The sequence below is a fragment of the Nitrosomonas halophila genome (genome assembly GCF_900107165.1).
Classification (GTDB): Bacteria; Pseudomonadota; Gammaproteobacteria; order Burkholderiales; family Nitrosomonadaceae; genus Nitrosomonas; species Nitrosomonas halophila.
This window is the reverse complement of the sequence record NZ_FNOY01000053.1, coordinates 1-20,198: the sequence shown is the minus strand read 5'-3', so window position 1 is coordinate 20,198 and position 20,198 is coordinate 1. Positions and strand designations below refer to the sequence as shown.

The window sequence follows — 20,198 nt, the reverse complement described above, 5'->3', positions numbered from 1 at the left end:
CGACAGAAAAAAATCCGTAGTGCCAACCGACTCCAGTTGAAAATTTTAACTTGTTGAAAAATTGGGGATGTTTGAGATAGGGTCACGAAGTTGGGGTAATAGACTTTTTGACGCGCCTGTACTTTTGCTTCACTGAAAGACTGAGGCGCTGCACTGACCGAATGAAAGAGAGCGCCGATAACGGTAAAGCAAACGAGCAGCCTTATCATCTGATTTTTTCTAAGATAGAGCACAATAAAGTCAGTAATTTGACGCTAAATCTTCTGTGTACAATCGGAAAGATTGATCTACAGTACCAACTTTATTCGATAGTCGAGGCAGTCCGTTAACGATTGCCTGAGTTTGCAGACTGACGGTGATGACGCGCAGGAAGAGTTCGAGTGGGTATCTGGGGTTTCCCATTGTTTCGATTGCCCAGTCGTTGGCATCGTTGGTGATGCCGGATTTTTTGTCGGTGGTAACAGCTTGGCGTTCAATGATCCATTCCAGTGCGGGTTTGCCGTTGACAATATAGTCGTAGGCTTTTTCAGGAATATTTTCGATGGTAATTTTACCGTTGTAAATAACCTTGGTTTTGTCATCCTTACTGGCTAATTTCATTTTGGTGACGTAGAAATCTGTGTCTTCCCCTCCAAGGATTTGCTGTTCAGTGATTTTCAATCCTTTCAGGCTACCGGTAAGTTGTACGTCTGTGTATATGGGAATATTTTCGTAGTCCAGGTGCAGGCGTGCCAGGTCCCGGCCAGCTTGTGCAAAGGCGGCAAAGTCCTGATAGGTTTTCACACGGGGGATGCGTGGTAATTGCTTGCTGAGGTTGTCGGCATAGCGTTCGCGGTAGTCTTCGCTGTGCAGTAAGCCGTAAATGTAATAAAAGATATCTTCCTTGCTGATACGAGCCTGAGGATAGGCAGACTGGAAATGTGCCAGTCCTGCATCAGTGATGGCGTCTTTGCGCTGGTATTCTGATTCTTCTGCCTGCCCGAACAGACTGGTATTCTTTGGTGTTTTTTCGTAGAGGTAAAGCGGGAAACACTGACCGTTTGCATGCAATTGAACATCAGGTATTACGTTTGTAATAACACATGAAAATTCTTTGGATGTACCCAGCCCAGTCAAACAAATCACCAGGTTTTCACTGTTCCCTTCTGGGAATATGTGAGACATTTGATACCTACGATTATTTAACTCATGAGAAAAATAACAAAATTCTTTGGTAAAGGGTCTATACAATGATTTTCTTAATGACAGTTCATTAAATTCATATCTTTTATGCTTTCCTAGATCAGTTTTATTTGCAGCATCCCATGTAAAGAATAGAGAGTTATATTTGATAAATTCATCAACAGACAAATTTGATTGCTCTGCTGCATATCGATCAACCTCGGAATTATAGAACTCAATAGTTTTATTAATATTTTTAACAAGATGACCACAATCAAAGTTATAACACCAGGAATCCCGATTGGTCTTCACTCCGTTTGAGTAATTTTCAAAAACCACCTCTGTCGTTTTATCCTTTTTATCCCCCAAGCTAATGTAGGTATCAAAATTTGGGTCACGCTGTTTCAGCCAGTCACCAAATTTATCCGGCACGATCTGCTGCCAACCCTGTTGCTCGGTAATGCCGTTGATGCTGGTAAAGCCTTCAATGATTTCCAGTTTCTGTTCACGGGTCAGATAGTCGCCTATATCGTAGAAATAGATATTGCCCTGTGTTTTTGCTTTGGGATTTTTAACCAAAATAGAAATGGCAATTGGAGCACGGCTACCGGAACCAAAGATTTTTCCACCTTCCTGGCGGGAGCGTACGCCAGATGTACGCTGGTTTCCGCGCAGATGGAAGATATATAGCTTGCTGAATTCTTCCGCCAGGCACTGGCGCAGGCCATCGGCTGTATTGGCTTCAAGGAAACCGCCATTGGTAACAAAGCCGATGACACCACAATCCCTGATGCGATCTGATGAATAACGAATCGCACGAATATAGCTGTCATACAGGGCGTTTTTATTGGTGGCTTGTGAACGGGCGGCATAGGTACTGCGGATGCGCTCATCCAGTTGGGGGTATGGCACATTGGCGTTATTGTCGTTGGCTGATTCCTGCCCGGCTGAATAAGGCGGGTTGCTCATGATGACGCGAATGTTTAGCTTCTGCTGACGTTTGCGGCGAGTGCTGTTTTCTTCCAGCAGCGCATTGATCTGATCATCCTTTTCGGCCATCTGAAAGGTATCGGTTAAGCAAATTCCTTTAAATGGCTGGTATTCAATTGCCGGTTTTTTAGCAATCGTGGCGTCATTCTGCTCACCGTGAAGGTTGCCTGTCAGAATGCCGTGATAAGTGGCTTCAATGTTAATCGCAGCAATGTAGTAGGCCAGCAGTACAATCTCGTTAGCGTGGATCTCGTTTTTGTATTTTTCCGGCAGGCGATCTTCAGGAATGATGCCACTTTGCAGCAGCCGGGTAATAAAGGTGCCTGTACCAGTGAACGGGTCAAGAATATGGACGTTTTCATCAGCCATACTGGAATTAAATTCTGTTTGCAGCACATGCTCGACAGAATGAATGATGAAATCCACTACTTCTACCGGGGTGTAGACAATGCCTAGACGCTCGGTCATACGCGGGAAAGCATTACGGAAAAACTTGTCGTAAAGCTCTACCACGATGCGTTGCTTCCCTTCAGCAGAGTTAATGTTTTCTGCCTGCATTTTTACCGATTCATAGAAGGATTCCAGCGTATTGCGTTCCTTGTTCAGGTGATGCTCATTCAGTTTGTCCAGCACCTGTTGCATCGCCTGTGACATGGGGTTGTGCTTGGCAAAACTGTATTGTTCAAACAGGGCATCGAAGACTGGCTGGGTGATCAGGTGCTGTGCCAGCATTTCGATGATTTCCTCATCGCTGATGCTATTGTTCAGGTCATCGCGCAGTTCACTGGCAAAGGCATTGAAGGCATCAATTTCGGCGGTATTGGTTTTATCTTCCAGAATGGCCTTGATGCGGTCGATGTGGGTGTTGGCAATTTTGGCAATGTCATTGGCCCAGTCTTCCCAATGATGACGGTTACCGCATTTCTTGACGATCCTGGCGTAGAGGGCGCGTTCGATTTCGCCAACTTCGTAGGGTAATTCACTCTGATGAAGTTCTGGAGAGACAGCAGTACCAATAGCTGAACCCCCTCGGGCTTTTCCGGCGCTGCGCTGTTTTTTGGTTCGGCTTTTGGCCTTTGGAGTGACGCTGTCAGTGACCGCTACCACTTCCATTTTGGCGGGCATACTGCCATTGAATTCCAGCTTGTTGATCATGGCATCGAAGCGATCATCGTGCGCACGCAAGGCGTTCAGCACCTGCCAGACCACCCGATAGGTTTCGTTGTTATTAAGCGCTTCTGCCGGTTCTACGCCGGCTGGAATAACTACCGGCAGAATCACGTAACCCCGGTTCTTATCCGGTGCCAAGCGCATGACACGGCCAACCGATTGCACAACATCCACCTGAGAGGAACGGGGTGTCAGGAACAGCACGGCATCCAGCGAAGGCACATCTACACCTTCAGACAAGCAACGAACATTGGAAAGAATGCGGCAGGTGTTGTCTTCTGTTGTGGCTTTCAGCCATTCCAGTCGGCTTTCCTTTTCACTGGCGTTCATGCTGCCGTCCACGTGATCCGCTTCACATTTCATGAACAAGGCAGGTTCCAAAGCTGCATCCGGATCTTGCTCCCGCAAGGCTTTTATCTCGGCTTCCTGGTATTGGCTGACCACAGCTTCAAACATTTCTGCAATCAGTTTTGAGCTGACCTTATGTTTATTGCCTTTGTATTCTTTTTCAATGACCTGACAGAAAGCTACGGCGCGCTTCATAGGTTCAGCCAGTGCTTCAGTGCTTTCAAACAGACCCTGTTTTGACAGGGCTTTCCAACAGCCAATAATCCTGGCTGCATCATCTACTTTCAGAGAGTTGTCCTGCTTGCATAACAGATTCTGTAAACGGCGATTGATATGACTTTCATCCACAGCAAGTACGATCACTTTGTAATCCACCAGCAACTTGCGTGAAACCGCTTCGGAGAAAGTGATGACGTAGAGCTCCTTGCCATAAAGCGCCTCGTCATCCATGGAGCACAGAGTGACATTCTGGGTTTCTTTAGCCGCTTCACCAAAAATACGTGGTGTCGCTGTCATATATAAACGTTTACTACCCTTGATGTAGCTGTTGTCGTGTACTCTGACGAACGGGGATTCTTCCTCTTTGTCAAAGGTCGCTCCGGTGGTACGGTGAGCTTCATCGCAGATGATCAGATCAAAGACAGGAAGAGGCTGTTCTTCTGCCTGTTGCGCTTCATTCAGCACACCAATGGAGTGATAGGTGGAGAACACTACCGTCATGGCATTCGCTGAATGGTAGGCAGCGATCTGCTTGCATAAGGCGGAGGCGTTGGTTGTGGCCGGATACTGTAAATCGCTGATGCCGGTAATGATCCGGTCGTCATCCTTGTCATGTTTCTTGCCAACATCACTGTCGGAACAGACGGCAAAACTTTTCAAGAGAACGGTCGATTCCTGAGTCCATTCCGTCAGCGCTTGTCCTAACAGAGCGAGACTGGGTACAAGAAACAGCACGCGTTTACCCTTGCCTGCCATCTGTTCGGCAATTTTTAAGGAAGCAAAGGTTTTGCCGGTACCGCAGGCCATGATCAGCCTGCCCCGATCAGCTTGCTGCAAGCCGACAACAACTCTTTGCAGCGCTATTGCTTGATGTTCCCGAAGTTGTTTCTGCGGTTTCAGTACAGGCTTTACATCCTCAACATACCGCGACCAGTCAATAACACTGCTTTCCAGATTTACGCGATTAATGACGGCGACAGGTGGATACTGATTTTCCAGAGCATCTTGCGCATTCGGCGAGAAGTTATCAGCAGTGGTAACGATGATGCGATGGCTAAAACAGGTCTTGCCAGATGCGGTAAAGAAACTGTCGATGTCGGATTTTTGAATCCGGTAGTCGGGGGCGTAGTTCTTGCATTGAATGGCATGAAATTGCCCATCTTTAGTGATGGCGACCAGATCAATACCGGTATCCGTCTTTCTGGTTATCTCTGCTTGCTCACCATAGCGTTCAACCCAATGGGCATAGTTCAGTACTTCGACGTACAAGGATTTATAGAAAGGCTCCGTCTGGAAATACCGAATCATCAGTTTTTCAAAACTGGTGCCCTGATCTCGTACTGTTGAAGTCCGCTCACGAAATTGAGTGAGCAGTGCCTGAAATTGAACTGACATATCCCTACCGTATTGAATTGATATGTAATGGAAGTACCGTGCAAACGCAGCTCGTTTACACGCTAAAATCCGTCAAATGTAGGGATATGGTGAATTCAATAGGTGGTTTTTATATTGATGAGTAGCGGCGTTGGATGCCGGTATTTAGTAGGTTTGAAAGATTATTCTTCATTTACACCCGCCCAATAAAGCTTGATCTATAAAGCCTAAAGATGCACTTTTACATGAGGTGATTGGATGCGTAACCGACAATATCAATCATTTACGCTCAGCTAAGCGAATGTGCTGTGATCTGCATAACGGTGGAGTTCAACGATAGAGTTGCGCTACGGAACGATTCGGTGTGGGTGCTATAACATTAATTATGTGTTATCGACTTCTGACATTTAGTGCAGTCGTCTTCTGAAAATGACACTTCTGGTCCACCACCAATACGTCATGCCGATCGGTGCCCGTCACCAGCCCCCGGCGCGTTTGTGCCGGACTGCACCGTCCCACTCACCGAGATGGGCACGTTTGATAACGGTGGTATGGACGTAGCCGAATTGACGGTTTCGGTAATTCCCAGACCTCGCTACCGATGAGTGAGCCAAGTCAGTCGCAGTTATTCCTGGTTTGTTAAGATGTAATGCAGGTTCATTTGCAGTTAATGCTGGTTTGCGAGACGGATAGTTGCAGTTATTTCTGGCTCAAAATCTTGCTGAATGCTGGTTGGGTCAGTTTTAAATGCAGGTGACCTGGTCAAGTAAAACCGGACAATCCAGTTAAGCAACATTTTTCAACTTCTCTATTTCTGCCTCATATTGGTTTGGACTTTTGTAGCCCAGGTATGAATGCAGTCGATGGCTGTTATAAAACATGGAAATATACTGCAGCACATCCTGCTGTGCTGCATAGCGGGTCAGGTAGCATTGCCAATGGATTTGCTCCCGTTTAAGGCTACCGAAAAAGCTCTCGGCCACTGAATTATCCCAACAATTTCCCACACGACTCATACTGCCGATAAAACCATGTATTTTTAAAAGTTGGCGGTACTGTTTACTGGCATATTGCGATCCACGATCCGAATGTACTATCAGTCCTGCTTGTGGCTGGCGTTGCCAGACAGCCATCTGCAATGCATCACAAACCAGTCTTACTTTCATTCTTGTACTCATACTCCAGCCAACCACCTCCCTGGAAAACAAATCGATGACCACAGCCAGATACAACCAACCTTCTTGAGTCCAAATGTAAGTGATATCGCTCACATAGACTTGATCCGATCTGGCAACATCAAACTGTCGATTCAGTTTGTTCTCGAATACCGGTTGTTTGTGATTACTGTCAGTAGTTACTTTGTACTTCTTCCGGTATTTGACCTGCACACCAGCCTTTTGCATCAGATTTCGAGCCTTCCAGCGACCAATTCGATAACCCCGCGCATTCAGCGCTTTCCCGATTCTGCGGCTGCCATAGCTATGATGACTGGATTTCGCTATGTCTCTAACTGTTCCAAGTATTTCCAGATGACAGGGATCTGCAGAACAATTGTCAGCACATCGGACATAATCATAGTAAGCATTCCGGCTTACACCCATAAGTTGGCACATCAAACCAACCGGACAGGTCTTTTTCCCTGGGGTGATAAACGAATATTTCACTTCGTTTCTTTCGCGAAAAAGACCGTCGCTTCCTTTAAGATGCGTTTCTCCATTTCCAGTCGCTTGATCCGGATCTTGAGCTTTCTAATTTCCTCCTGCTCCAGTGTTAGCTTCCCATTACCACGGAAGGCTTGTCCCGCATCATCTTGCTGATATTCCCTGATCCACCTTCTCAGCATACTGGCATTGATTTCCAGATTTCGGGATACTTCTGTCGCTGTACACCCTTGATCCAACACCAGACTGATTGCATCCAATTTGAATTCCTTCGTGTATTGCTTCCTTACTGTCATTTCTTCCTCCAGTTAAGCCTATTCTCTCTTAACTGGACTGGCCGGTTTCATTAAACCACGTCACAGGTTGTTACACCTATCAGTACTTTTTCACGATACCGATCTTGTTCAATCATTAATTCGTGCTTTGCGTTTTCGATTTTAATTGAGCCTCCATTTGGACAACCGCATTTTTTTCACAATGTCTAAATTTTTAAAGTTTGGAAGGCTACCCGACGAGTCGTAAAATCGTAAATACGTGTTTAAGCTTATACGACCGATTAATAACTCACCTTAAAAGTCAGACTATCTTCTGGCCTCATTTTTCGGTGATCATAAATCCTAGTCGTTGAAATATTGGCATGGCCCAGCCATTCCTGCACCTTGGCAATGCTGGAAGGCTGCCAAGGGTGATGTTCTTCAGGATAAAGACTGTCGTAAGGAGACGGTTTTATCTGGGGAGGTTTCCAGTAAGGTTTTTTCCAGAGTTATGGTATAGATTTATGCTTATTATGAACTAGGCCTGGATTTGAGGCCGAACCAGCTCAATCATATTCACATCCCGAATCTGACAGTGCCACTCGACGTTGAGGCAATCTGCTTCTCGGGTGGGCAGTCTTAATCAAGCGATTGCTCAAAACAACTACTTAACATTTATGCTTGGCAATTAATATCCCAATGTACTGGTAAACTGAATTTTGTTGTATAAGCTATCTCTGTATTTTTCCTATACCTGCATTAGCTAAATGGTTAATTAATAAGTGGTTCCACCTATTGACCCTGATAAAAATACTATGATAAATAGCTAACGGCAGTACTTCATTTAGTTAACTAACAGGAGGAGTCTATACGACATAACTGCAAAAATTCCTAATGTACGAATGGAGCAGCATTGAATACTGACACTGTAACAAGGGAGCCATAGAACCGTTAGCCACACTTATCCTGCGACAATTTAACGCATTGATAAAGCAAATTACATGTGTCATATCTCATCGATGTTGTATCAATTAAAAAGTTCCTGTGTAGCTATACGCTATAGCACGATGTGCATAGATATAAGCGCATAAGAACTCTCTCTAAAAAGGCAAAAATATGAATAAGAAATCAGCATTAAATTTTAATCTATTCACCATCAGATTTATCTTCAGCCTTTTCTCTTTATTTCTCTTATTCCCGATATCGCTATCTCATGCAGCCCAATATGTTGGGGATGATTTTGACAAGCTGCTTGAAGAAGCCAATAGAAAAGGTTATGTCCGTCTACTGATTACATTGGATGACACCATAACGGTAGACGAGATAAAGACTAATCATGAAGCACTTAGAGTAGCCATGGCAGCCAAGGCACAAACTGTGCTGGCAGACCTGGGGCAAAATGTACTGCCAACCGGGTACTGGAACAATGGGTACGGTCAGATGGGGGCTTACGTCAATGAGAGCGGTATTCATGCGCTGGTTGCCAGCGACAATGCCATCGCATTTATCCGTGATGTAACCCATACATATCGTATCAAAGCTGCTGATTCTGATGGTAGCGTTGAAGCGATTGAATCGGCAATCATTACCAACGGTGCGGCCGATGTCAATATTTTCCTCAATGTTGAGGTAGACGGATACGACATTGATAGTACTGGCAATACTGTATACAACCAGTCATCTGCTACGTCGGAACAGATTCAAACTAGTTTGAATCATCTTCTCAGCCAGCCTTACGCGAACGGGATCAACAATCCGGTGCTTGATGAGAATCGACCGGTGATCCGGGCCAACATCAACAGAAGTGCATTTTATGCATTGATCGAAAGCAATGAGGTCAGAGCCATCCGCCCTGTTGACTACACTGACCCGAGAGCAGCACAGTGGCCGCAGGAAGTGCTGGATGCTGCTCAGGAGCAGGGGGAAGCAGATATTCTTATCTCATTACGGGGCGGAGAGTTTTTCTCACCTAAGACCGGTTATATGTCGCCCGCCGCAATCCAGGCGCAAGCTGATGCTCATCGTCGTATCTTCGATGATATCTTTACCAGAATCGGCGCACCGACTTCTTCCGAAAATGAAAAAGCCTATTTGGATCTCGGAATAGTACAGGTACGGCTTCCTAACTCAGCTGTAACAAGACTGTATGAACTTGCCGATGCACGAATCCTGAACGTTGAGCTCAATAAGCCGGCTGCTCAGACAACGTTGACCAATAGTACCGTTTTATTGAACTTGGCGCCCTATTGGGCTGCAGGTATCACCGCTGCAGGTCAATACATGGTCATTATAGACTCAGGTATACGCAAGAATCACGCATTTTTTACCACCAGTGGCGTGTCCCGCGTCGCGCATGAAGCATGCTTTGGCACTAATACTACTTCTGGTGGGGTAACCTATTCTTCAATCTGCCCCAATCAGGATGGCGCAGGAGACAGTCCATTCGACTGGCCTGGGGCAGGAGAGCCATTTTCAAACTTGACAGCCTGCAACACGTTAGCGGCATTAGGTATTCATAATTGTTCACATGGGACCCACGTGGGCGGAATTGCTGCCGGTCGTCAGACTTCTCTGATAACCCCTTCAAATCTGCAAGGGGTTGGGCCGGATGCTTTTCTCGTTGCAGCACAGGTTTTTTCATATAACACAACGAACCCAAATGCGACTGCATTTGGTGGAGATATTCTTGCGGCACTCAACGCAGTTTATATAAATACAGCACCTGGCACCCTCAACCCCTTTGTTGCTAATTTGAGTTTAGGTGGTACTCTCTATCCTAGTACAGCAACTTGTTTAACTGGACTTAATACCGTAGTCAATAACCTGACCTCCAGAGGGGTACCAGTTATTGCTTCTACAGGGAACGAGTATGATAAAAGCCAGATTGCTTGGCCTGCATGCACCGCGAATGTTATAAAAGTGAGCTCGGTTCTAAATGATTCGACAGGAACAACTGTATCCGACTTCGCTAATATTGCAACTCAAGCTAATTTTACTGGGCCAATCTTGCTTGCACCGGGTGGTGGCAGTAGTACATATGTTCGTTCTTCAACTCGTACTACAACAACCTCTACTGAAGCATGGGAAGGTACATCCATGGCAGCACCTCATGTGGCGGGTGTCTATGCCGGGATCAAGGCAGCCGATCCAACTGGCCCTACTGTGGCAGCCGTGACCGCCTATATAGTTAGTACAGGCAGTATCCCAGTAACGGTTAATTTACCTGGCGTGGGTAACGAAACCTTCCGTCGTGTACGTTTACCGTAAATTTTACTTAGGGCTTGATCTATTGTCCCTTGGTATGCCGGAAGGCTGCCAAGGGCAGTGTCCCCTTGAAAGGAAATGTTATATTCTTACTTGAGGGATAATTATCTTTAGGTCGCTGTTTTTTTTAATTATAAGAAATGAGATATATCATCATGAAATTTGATCATTATAAATCTACATTGTTCGGTATTTTTCTACTTGGCGCATCACAGGTACATGCACAAGACATTGAAAATAATATAATATTTTCAGAGCCTGGAAAAATATGTTTCCCACAAACATCCCTATACGCCAGCTCCGAAGAGCTTACTAGTGTAATGTTGGATCATCATCTAGTTGTTAATGAAGAAGATCACTTTAAAGTTGGGGATGTATTCGTAGTTTTTCGTCTCAAAGGACATGACGGACTATGGCTCTACAATGGTTCGGAATGGAGGGAAAATTTTGATCCCACAAACTATGAATTTTTTATTCAGAATCCATATTTAAAATCTAATAGGCTTCAGCCAATCATACCCACTTCTGTTTCTAATTATCCAATTAATGTTAATGAATACATTGGTATTGGTGAGTTATGGGTCGGATATGGCCTGAGATCAGAGGAAGAAACGGCTCAAGTCTCTTATAATGAGATGATAGAAAGTGGACGTTTAAATCTTATTTGGGAAGTGGGCGAATCAATTGTCCCCAAAGAGGCCCCTCTTACTGTGCCTACGCTTTGTATATCCATAACTGAAATGACTGAAATTATTCATTTAATAGGGCATGGCCCTATTTTCACAGAGGAAGAAAACTAGAAAAATCTGAATCAATCCAAGGAAAAGGTAGTGACAATAACCTGGTCGGGGTAATCAGATTTCATTTTATCTCGACCAGGTTTCCTGGATATTCAATGTCAACAGCATTTATTTTTTAGCTTAGCAATTATTTCCTATAATAATCCTCTCCTTAATAACTTACCTTGAACGTGGGACTATCTTCCGGCCGCATTTTTCGGTGATCATAAATCCTAGTCGTTGAAATATTGGCGTGTCCCAGCCATTCCTGTACCTTGGCAATATCTGCCTGGTGGTCGAGCGCATTGGTCGCCGCCGTGGCGCGTAATGAATGGGCGCCGATTCGGCATCCCAGTTTTTCAGAGTACGCTTGCACCATCTTGTAGACGGCATCGGGCGTAATCCCTTTCTGTACGCTCCCCTTGTTTCGATTATTGCTCAGCGATCGAAACAAGGGGCCGGTATCCTCCTCACCGTGACCGGCCGCTTCAAGGTAATCATGCAGCAGGCCGCTCACCTGGGGATGAATGGGTAAATAACGGGTCTTCCCTCCTTTACCGGATACTTTCATATGGAGTACCCCGCGTCGCTCCTGTTGGATGTCTTTCACTTTCAGTTTACAGAGCTCGTCGCGACGCAGCGCATGGTAAAGCAATATCGCGAGGATGGCGCGATCCCGTTTGCCTTTGAGAGATAGACTATCCGGCGCATCGAGCAACGCACGCGCCTGATGATCGCCCAGTGCGGGGGATTTACCTTCATAGCTTTCCACACTGGGGCGTTTTACCCCCTTGACTGGATTGTGTGTGACTGCATTTTGTTCACACAGGTATTCAAACAAAGAGGAAAGCGCCGCCAGGCGGTTGCGGATAGTGGGACCTGACAGGTCTCGTTTTCTGAGTTCATCCCGGAACGCAATGAGATGCGCGCGGGTAATCTGCCTGAATTCTTCCGGCCGGGAGATGCCGGTAAAGCGCATAAAATCCTGCAGCGCCTTCTGATAAGCGCGACGGGTACAGAAACTTTCTAAATTGGCGAACCATTCGATCTCAGGGGGCACATCCGCCAGTCGATGGAAATCCGCCACCTCTAAAAGTCGTTTCGATGGAGAATCGATGGTGGGTAAATTTTCGTGACTCATAAAAAATATTTTACTATTGATAAAATAGGTTATCAATAGTTCAGGATAGAATCATATCTTTCTGGCTACTCAATAATAATTCAAATAAATTACTGCTCATGATTCGGATAATCTCATCATTATTAGTAGTGCTATATAATATGATTATTTATATTACTATATAGTATGAGGAATATTATGACTCATAGAGTGACTATTACGCTCGACGACGAAACCTTTACTTTTTTGAACGATGTTGCAAGTAGCAATCGTAGTGCCTATGTTAATCAGCTCTTAAAACAGGAACGCAGAAATTTTCTTCAGACAGCGTTACGCAAAGCGAATCAAGAAGAAGCGGAAGATACAAACTACCAGGAAGAGTTACAGGCATGGGACAGTACGCTGCCAGATGGCTTAACAAATGTCTGACTTGAAGCAACTGGATATTTACTGGATCGATCTTGAACCGACAAAGGGCGCGGAAACAAGAAAACTAAAGCCATGTGTAATTATTCAAAGTGACCTGGTTAACGTTCAATCCAGAACATTGATAGTTGCCCCTTTAATCCCTCAGCATAAACCCTGGCCGTTTGCAGTGAATCTGGAGCCCACAGAAAAAAATGGTCTGGATAAGGATCGTCATATCAACCTCAAACAACTACGCGCGGTTGATATTTCACGTATCGGAAAGAAACAAGGCAGGCTTGAAAGCCAATATAGGGATCTTATCAAAACAGCTTTAATGATTGTCTTTGATCTGTAAGCTGGTAATCTCTTTTTTCAGATAACCTTATTTACGATAATACGACGATACAGAAATACTTTGAATCGTAATCAAGTCTTACCCGATTTGCCAGACAGATCGATGAAACGATTTATCCGGATCAAGGTTGTGATGTATAGTATTGATTATAAATAAGTTATTTTAAACTAACCTCAAAACGCAATATATGGTGAATTAATGGCATGTAAATGCCTGCCATACTTTCCTATAGATCATCTGAAAATAATTCAATATAGCGCGATTTAGAGGCTAGTTTTCAAGAATTATGATTTTTATTTCACCTGATCAAGTGGTTTATAGAAATATTTGTCTGTTTAATCCACCTTGTTTCATCGCCTATCCACTGTTGAGCAAAACCCTATTATTCAGTAACCATCATTACAATCACTACAGAGTATCCTGAAAAATTTTAGCTTCCAAAGTAATCATTTGGGTTCTACCCCATTTCCACGGACGGTTTTAAAAAAGCTGAAAACTCCAAGTCACGCTTAGGACCATGTTCCACTATATGATTACTGCAGTGACCCGATTGAAGACTGTTACCCGTCAGAATCTTTGTTACACAGGGTACCACGGCTGATTGCACGCAGGCTGGCCGCCTGATCGAAGAGATCAATGCAGATTATCTGCTGGCAGATCGCGGGTATGACAGTAATGCAATAATTGAACAGGCGAAAAAACAGAAGATGAAAGTTGATATCCCGCCAAAAAGGAATCGAAAGTTACCAAGACCTTATGACAAAGAACAGTATAAACGCGACGACTCCGGCCGAAGGAGAGCGACGAGCCCTCCGGGGGTATGTCGGCCAGTACGAGAAAGCTGGCGCAGCCATTTACGCCGCGCTTGAGCGCGATCAGCTGCGGTGGGTTGGCGTGGCCGACCGCAGCGCGGGTATCGCTGACGACCTGGTGCTCGGACTCGATGGGTTGGTGGTCGGCCATCAGTTCAAGATTTCCAAGTTCCCAGGCACGTTTACGGTCAGGACGATACTTACCGGGGCGGACGGCTTGCTGAAGCCGCTGATCCATGCTTGGCAGTGTTTGAGCAAGGACAATCCTGAAGCACGCGTCGAGATCCGTCTGGTCGTGAATGACATTCCGTCAGTCAACGACAAGCTTGGCGACGCGTCACCTCCCCATAGCGCAGCATTCCTGGATGAGTATGAACGTTTCCCCAATCGCTCGTTGCAGGAATGGCGAGCCTCTGGGTGGGGCTGCCTGGTAGATCAGCTGCAACGCGCATCAGGCTTGAACGAAGCCGAGTTCGAACGGTTCCTGCACTGCCTGCGTGTGGTGCATGGTGCCGCGGCCGACTTCGTTCAGTTTCACAAGCTCAGTGCCGAGCAGTCGCGACTGGCCTCAGAGATTGCCAGAACGCTGCCGAAGCTAGTCACTGACGCCAGAGACAAGAACAGGTGGTCCCGAGACGAGCTCCTGCAAGAGCTCGGATGGCGGGATCCGGCCAAGACGTTGCACATCCATAGGTTTCCCGTGGGAGCCTATGTGCAACGCAACCGTGACACCGAGATGTCCTTGTTTGAGGCGTTGCGCGCCGTCGACCAAGGCTACCTTGCGCTCATAGGTCCGCCCGGCTCGGGCAAGTCGACCCTGCTACAGGTAGCGCTAGCCACAAAGCCGAACATCCGCTTGGTGCGCTACCTAGCCTATGTGCCGGGCGCCGCTCAGGGCGTGGGACGGGGCGAGGCCGACAGTTTCTTGGAGGATGTTGACACGCAATTGCGCAACGGTGGCTTGGTCGGCCTGCGTCTACGCGACAACTCGCTGCACGAGCGCCGGGAGCAGTTTGGCACCCTCCTAAAGCAAGCTGGCGAACGCTACGAGCGCGATGAGATACGCACCATCATCGTCGTCGATGGGCTCGATCACATACCGCGTGAAGAGCGGCCGACATACTCATTGCTGGGTGAGTTGCCGCTTCCTGCTGCCATCCCCACTGGCGTCACGTTCGTGCTGGGCACCCAACGCCTGGATCTCGCTTATATGAAGCCAGCCGTCAAAGAGCAGGCGGAGAAGAGTGACCGGCTTGTGCGGATGCGTCCGCTGGGGCGAGAGGCAGTTGCGGGCATGGCCGATGCGCTTGCCCTTGACCCGGCTATTTCCCGCTTGGATGTGAGTGACCTCAGCCATGGACACCCGCTGGCGACTCGGTACCTGATACAGGCTCTGTTGCGCGCTGACGATGAGGGCCGCAAGCACTTGCTCGCCGGTGGGATGGCGTTCGACGGGGATATTGAGTCTGTCTACACGTCTGCCTGGCGCGAGATCGCTGGCGACAGCGATGCCATGGACGTGCTGGGGTTCATCGCCAGAGCCGAAGCGCCTATGCCGCTGCAATTGTTGGCTACGCTCGTAGCAGAGCGCGCGATAGAGCGGGCGCTGGTGGTCGCACGCCATCTGCTACGTGAGTCGTCGCAAGGGTGGAGTGTGTTTCACAACAGTTTCCGGCTGTTTGTGATTGCTCAGCCGCGGATACGTCTCGGCAGCATTGATGCTGAATATTCCAAACGCGTCTACCGCGATCTTGCACGGTTGGCCAAGAGCGCGCCGCCAGAGTCTTCTCAACGATGGCTTGAGCTGCGATACCGCGCTCGCGCAGGTGACCAGGACGATGTGTTGACATTGGCGACGCCTGATCGCTTCCGGCAACAGCTGGCAGCAGGTCGCCCCGTATCCGAGATCCACGCCGATATCCGTCTCGCATTGTTTGCCACCCGCTCTACGCTCGATGCGACCGTCTTAACGCGGATCCTGCTGTGTCATGATGAAGTGGGCCGGCGCGAGACTGCGCTGGAGTATGCCGATCGACTGCCGCTGGCAATGCTGGCTGTCGGTGACATCGACGCCGCCGTCTCCTTCGTGCAGGATTTTCCAGGTAGAGGCTACGAAGTTGTAGATGCCCTGCTGGAGCGCGGCGATTTCGACCTTGCGAAGGAGCTGTTCGAGGCCTTCGAGCCGCTGTCGCAACTGCACACGTCGAAGTTCCAGCACCACGGTGATCAGCACAACGTCAAGGAGTTCGGGAAGTGGGCGCGGCGTGCATGCCACTTCCGAGATGCTGAGCAGATCCAGCAGTCTATTGACCACCTGGCCACAGAGGGCATGAGGCAGACGCCGGAAGCGGCCTCCGAAGAGACGATCGCCGCTGTTAAGCGACACCTTCGGCGAGAGGCCGCTGAGGCCATGCTTCTTCAGCATGATGGGTCTGACCCTGAGGAACTCTGCGACAGGCTCGGGGTTACTGCCGAAGATAGACCATATGTGATGATTCACGCCGGGCTCGCCGCACATGAACGCGGCGCATTTGCTTTGTTCGATGCGGCCTCTCAGCTGCCCGGATTCGATGAGGTTCCCAATGGGCTGCGTCGCGCCGTAGCACTTGTTGCAGTGAGATCAGGTCACCACGATCTCGCCTCAGCCATGTTCGAGAAGCTAATCGCACCCATGGTTTCAATGGGTGACGATGACACGGATCTCTCGGGACTAGTTGACTTGGTTGGCGCGGTGATGCAACACGCGAGGCTATGCACATTGCTTGAGAAACCATTGCCGGATGCCATGCTCTCTAAGCATCCACCCTGGCAGCCTCTCCAGAAGTACACCTCCAAAGTCGGCGTGCTTCTTTGGCGCGTCGCGAAGGATCAATCCACTGTGTCCGCTGTCGGCGTCCAGATGCTGGCCCGCAACGCAATGGGCTACGTATTGCGACTCAGCTCCAAAGGGGGCGGTGACGCCTATCGCATCCAACAAGCCGTGAAGGCGTTGCCGGTGCTCGCTTGCGCCCTTCTCAAGGTCGCCGCCAAGTGCGGCGAGTCGGAGTACCGTGCTGTCCTTCGAGAGATAGATGATGCGATTGCCACATCGACTCTGAACGGCACCTGGTACCTCCGACGGAGGTTGGCTGTCGCGGCGTATCGGATTGACGGAGACCGCGCAGCCGCAGTGGCCCGGCTTGACGGCCTCGCGGGAGAGCTTCAGGAAGACTCCCCGAGTGAGCAGCTCGACGGATTGGCTGATCTGGCTATGTCCTTCGCTGCGGTCGGAGATGTTGAACGCGCAAAGCTTGTGCTGGCCACCGTGCCCGAACAATGCCTCGGTTACGCACTGCCCCCGAAGAAGGATCCGCAGTATGCTATCTGGCAGGACATCATGGTCCTTGCGAATGGCGTTGACCCAGGGCAACGGGCCCAACGGGTCGCACTGCTCATGCGTCAGGTCGCAGGCATGATGGAGACGGAGGGGTCATCCGCAGCGCATCGTTTAACGATGTCGCTTATCGATGAGGCGATGCAGGTTGGTCCTCGCTTTGGATTCGACGTATCAAGGTCTCTTGCAGATTGGGACTTGATCTCATGGCCCAACCGAGTTGACTTGCTGATGATCGGGATGGTCCGTCGACGCCCCGAGACCTTCATGGCCTGCGCTACGGTCTGGTGTGGACTGTGCTTGCCGTTCTACGTAGAGCCGTACTACCGCGACCCGTACCACATTGGCGACTTCATTGACGTCGCCGCTGACGCAGCAGGTCCGGGAAAAATTGCCGAGCTAGCACAGATGCTGCTGGACGCGATCGAAGTGGTCAGCCGAGCGCACGAGCGGCTCGCACTGCTCCAACGCCTTCGCGCCGCCGTCGCCAAGCATGGTTTGGAGTCAGCCAAGCTGGATGCCGCTGTGGAGCGCTGGTCATCAGAAGCACCAGATCCCCGCCATTCCTATACGCCAAGCAAGTACGACTCCGAGGCGACTCTTGAGGAGCTTGAGCTCGCTTTCGAGGCGGACGGCAACGAGTTGAACTACAACGCTCCCTACCGCTTTGCGGAGCTGGGTCAGTCCGCGCCTCTCTATCTCGTCCAGCGAATGTATGAGCGTTGGGACAGCCTGCAGTCCGATGCGTGCTGCCGCTTCCTGCTGGTTAAGCGGCTAGCCGAGGCCGGAGATGTTGAGTATGCGAGGAAGCTGGTGCTCGGCTACGAGCAAAGCAAGGATCCATTGAGCTCATGGAGTTCATGGAGCCAGTGGATGGGTGGCGGCAAGTTCCGTTACTTTGAGGCGCGACGGTTGCTCGACGGCGAGAGCATGCATCCTGCTGCATTTGAGAATCTTGTGGATTCGGTAACTGCCGGCCAGGAGAACACGCAATCGCTGCTCACCGAGCTTGACTCGATACTTCCTGTGATCAGCGCAACGCCGGACTGGCCGGCCATATGGTCTTTACTGGCAGAGCAGATGGCATGTACGCGCGAGTTCCAGATCGGCAAACCTTTCGAGCCGGCCGCACAGCCCCTCAGCGACGAGGAGATTTTGGAGGAACTGCTGCACTTTGCCTTGCGGCTGCCAGTCACCGAGGTTCAACGGCACGCGCGCAACTGCGTTCTGAAGCTGGCTGTGCAACCGGCCCACGGCGAAGCGGTATTTGAACGAGTCATCCGACGTCTCCTGGGTGGCAACTTGGATGCGCCACTGCAAGCACTTCAGACCTTGCTTGTGGGCGAGCTCGAGCGGCTCGCGCCACTGCTAGGCCCCACCGTGGCCGCACTCGTGAGCCACAGGGATTTCGCAGTGGCGGAAGCTGCTGTGTTGCTGGCCAATCGTTGGGGTATTCCCGTCTCGGTGGATGCACAACCGCTGCCTTTTTTTACAAACTAGAGTTCGATGGCCCACTGGAGGTAGACCTCGCTTTGACGGACGAAAGAACCGGCGCCATGCGCGTGGAGTCGGAACTCGGATGGACACAGATGTTGCGCTACACAGCGCAGGCACTCGCGCAGGCGGCAGACGTTGATGAGCTGACGATCCGGCGGAGGGCTGCCATATTTATCCAGGAGTGGGGCGGGCTTGAAGCGTTCGGGACACAGGCGATCACGCGCCTTGAAGGTCAGTTGCGCGCCCTTGACATGAATGTGAAGTATCTGAAGCCCCATGCCTTGATAGGCGTGATAGCGCTTCGTCACGTGGCGGGAGAGATTCGCCGAGCAGGCCTGCTGAAACCCGATGACATGCCAATGCTCTTGGAGCATCTGAATGCGCCAACTCCACCTCAACCCCTGTCACTTCCGCAAGTGCGCCCGATAGGTGTATACCGGCCACTCCTCACTCGGGATGCTGACTGGGCGGAGGGTGAGAGAGTGTGGGCGGAAAGCATAGGGAATGACGTTGCTGCTTGGTCAGACCAGTGTGACGAGCATATTGTAGCAGAGGTTTCACGATTCAAGATCTGCAAGCCCCGGCAAGCAGAACTTCTACTTCACCGTATTCGCGCCCCAGGAGCTTCCATTGATGATGAAAAGTTTTATGACTGCTATCAGAAATTGCCTGCCGCTATCTGGATAGGCCAGGTCGTGCCGTTCGACAACGAACTGGCGTCGACGCTCATCAGAAGGCTAGTCTGTTCAATCGACTTTGGCCTTGATTTGGCGACCTATCCCATTGTGCTTTGCCCTAACTGGTTGCGCCAACTCCAGTGGCATGCTCATACAGACGCCGCTGGCGTTTACATTGACGCCAGTGGGGCCATCGTGGCAAGGGTTGTTTGGTGGCGTGACGCAGGGCCGGTGGATATCGATGACGATTCGATCTGGGGTGAGGGTTACTATGTCGCGTTGACCAAAGCGGGTCTGGCCCAGTTCACGGCCACGCGAGGGAAGGTTGTCATCAACGCTTTCGCGAGCCGAGAGGTTCAGAAACCGTCCGAGTACGGCGAGGGGTTCTTCGAGACGGCTAAGAATAGCTATTCACTCTGAGCTGCCAACATGCCTTTGTCGTGCAGTCGATGTTGACACCTTGGCTCATCGTTGGAATAGTCACGGAGGATCGCCACGCTTCTGAGCTGCGCCTTGCACGCTGCAACTTGAGCGTCCGCTAGTGCTACAAAGCAGACAATAGTTAGCGGGAACAGAGCGGTCTGAAGCAGGCGTTGATCGGCACCAGCGCCCTGTACAGGGTCAACTTGCATGGCGCTTAGCCCAACTTCGTGACCCTATCTCAAACATCCCCAATTTTTCAACAAGTTAAAATTTTCAACTGGAGTCGGTTGGCACTACGGATTTTTTTCTGTCG

At 49.3% G+C, this 20,198-nt stretch carries 10 protein-coding genes and 1 pseudogene; 7 read left to right on the top strand and 4 right to left on the bottom strand.

Annotated elements, in window-relative coordinates:
* From BLV85_RS15485 to BLV85_RS11020, 3 genes and pseudogenes are all read right to left on the bottom strand, one after another.
* Positions 1 to 209: pseudogene (locus BLV85_RS15485) on the bottom strand (hypothetical protein); the annotation flags it as partial.
* Positions 210 to 240: 31 nt separating this feature from the next.
* Positions 241 to 5,283 carry a DEAD/DEAH box helicase gene (locus BLV85_RS11025; RefSeq protein ID WP_090415128.1) on the bottom strand — a complete coding sequence of 1,681 codons (5,043 nt, stop codon included), beginning with the start codon at positions 5,281 to 5,283 and terminating at the stop codon, positions 241 to 243.
* 764 nt (positions 5,284 to 6,047) lie between these two features.
* A protein-coding gene (locus BLV85_RS11020; protein ID WP_245725187.1) for an IS3 family transposase occupies positions 6,048 to 7,219 on the bottom strand; the annotation gives its coding sequence in 2 pieces (ribosomal slippage) (positions 6,048 to 6,970 and positions 6,970 to 7,219; 1,173 coding nt in all).
* A 1,074-nt stretch (positions 7,220 to 8,293) separates the two neighbouring features.
* On the opposite strand from BLV85_RS11020, the gene BLV85_RS11010 reads away from it, so the two are divergent.
* Positions 8,294 to 10,444 (top strand): S8 family peptidase, encoded by a 2,151-nt coding sequence (locus BLV85_RS11010; protein WP_090415125.1) that lies wholly within the window; start codon positions 8,294 to 8,296, stop codon positions 10,442 to 10,444.
* A gap of 152 nt (positions 10,445 to 10,596) precedes the next feature.
* Positions 10,597 to 11,241, top strand: a complete 645-nt coding sequence (locus BLV85_RS11005; RefSeq protein WP_090415123.1) for a hypothetical protein — start codon at positions 10,597 to 10,599, stop codon at positions 11,239 to 11,241.
* A 151-nt stretch (positions 11,242 to 11,392) separates the two neighbouring features.
* Here BLV85_RS11005 and BLV85_RS11000 read toward each other — a convergent pair whose 3' ends face one another.
* Positions 11,393 to 12,361, bottom strand: a complete 969-nt coding sequence (locus tag BLV85_RS11000) for a tyrosine-type recombinase/integrase (protein WP_090415122.1) — start codon at positions 12,359 to 12,361, stop codon at positions 11,393 to 11,395.
* A gap of 177 nt (positions 12,362 to 12,538) precedes the next feature.
* Here BLV85_RS11000 and mazE point away from each other — a divergent pair, with 177 nt between their 5' ends.
* The 5 genes from mazE (at position 12,539) to BLV85_RS15680 (ending at position 19,882) form a co-directional block, all read left to right on the top strand.
* Positions 12,539 to 12,769: a type II toxin-antitoxin system MazE family antitoxin gene (gene mazE, locus BLV85_RS10995; RefSeq protein WP_176974018.1), complete on the top strand. Its 231-nt coding sequence runs from the start codon at positions 12,539 to 12,541 to the stop codon at positions 12,767 to 12,769.
* Positions 12,762 to 13,103 carry a type II toxin-antitoxin system PemK/MazF family toxin gene (locus BLV85_RS10990; protein ID WP_090415118.1) on the top strand — a complete coding sequence of 114 codons (342 nt, stop codon included), beginning with the start codon at positions 12,762 to 12,764 and terminating at the stop codon, positions 13,101 to 13,103. The genes mazE and BLV85_RS10990 overlap by 8 nt, the downstream gene beginning before the upstream one ends.
* 557 nt (positions 13,104 to 13,660) lie before the next feature.
* Entirely contained in the window at positions 13,661 to 13,972 is a 312-nt protein-coding gene (locus BLV85_RS15975; RefSeq protein WP_176974019.1) for a transposase, read from the top strand.
* Positions 13,860 to 18,788: an ATP-binding protein gene (locus tag BLV85_RS10985; RefSeq protein WP_245725186.1), complete on the top strand. Its 4,929-nt coding sequence runs from the start codon at positions 13,860 to 13,862 to the stop codon at positions 18,786 to 18,788. Before BLV85_RS15975 ends, BLV85_RS10985 begins: the two co-directional genes overlap by 113 nt.
* A complete protein-coding gene (locus tag BLV85_RS15680; RefSeq protein ID WP_245725185.1) occupies positions 18,734 to 19,882 on the top strand; it encodes a hypothetical protein in 1,149 nt (382 codons plus the stop codon). Before BLV85_RS10985 ends, BLV85_RS15680 begins: the two co-directional genes overlap by 55 nt.
* Positions 19,883 to 20,198: the final 316 nt, after the last annotated feature.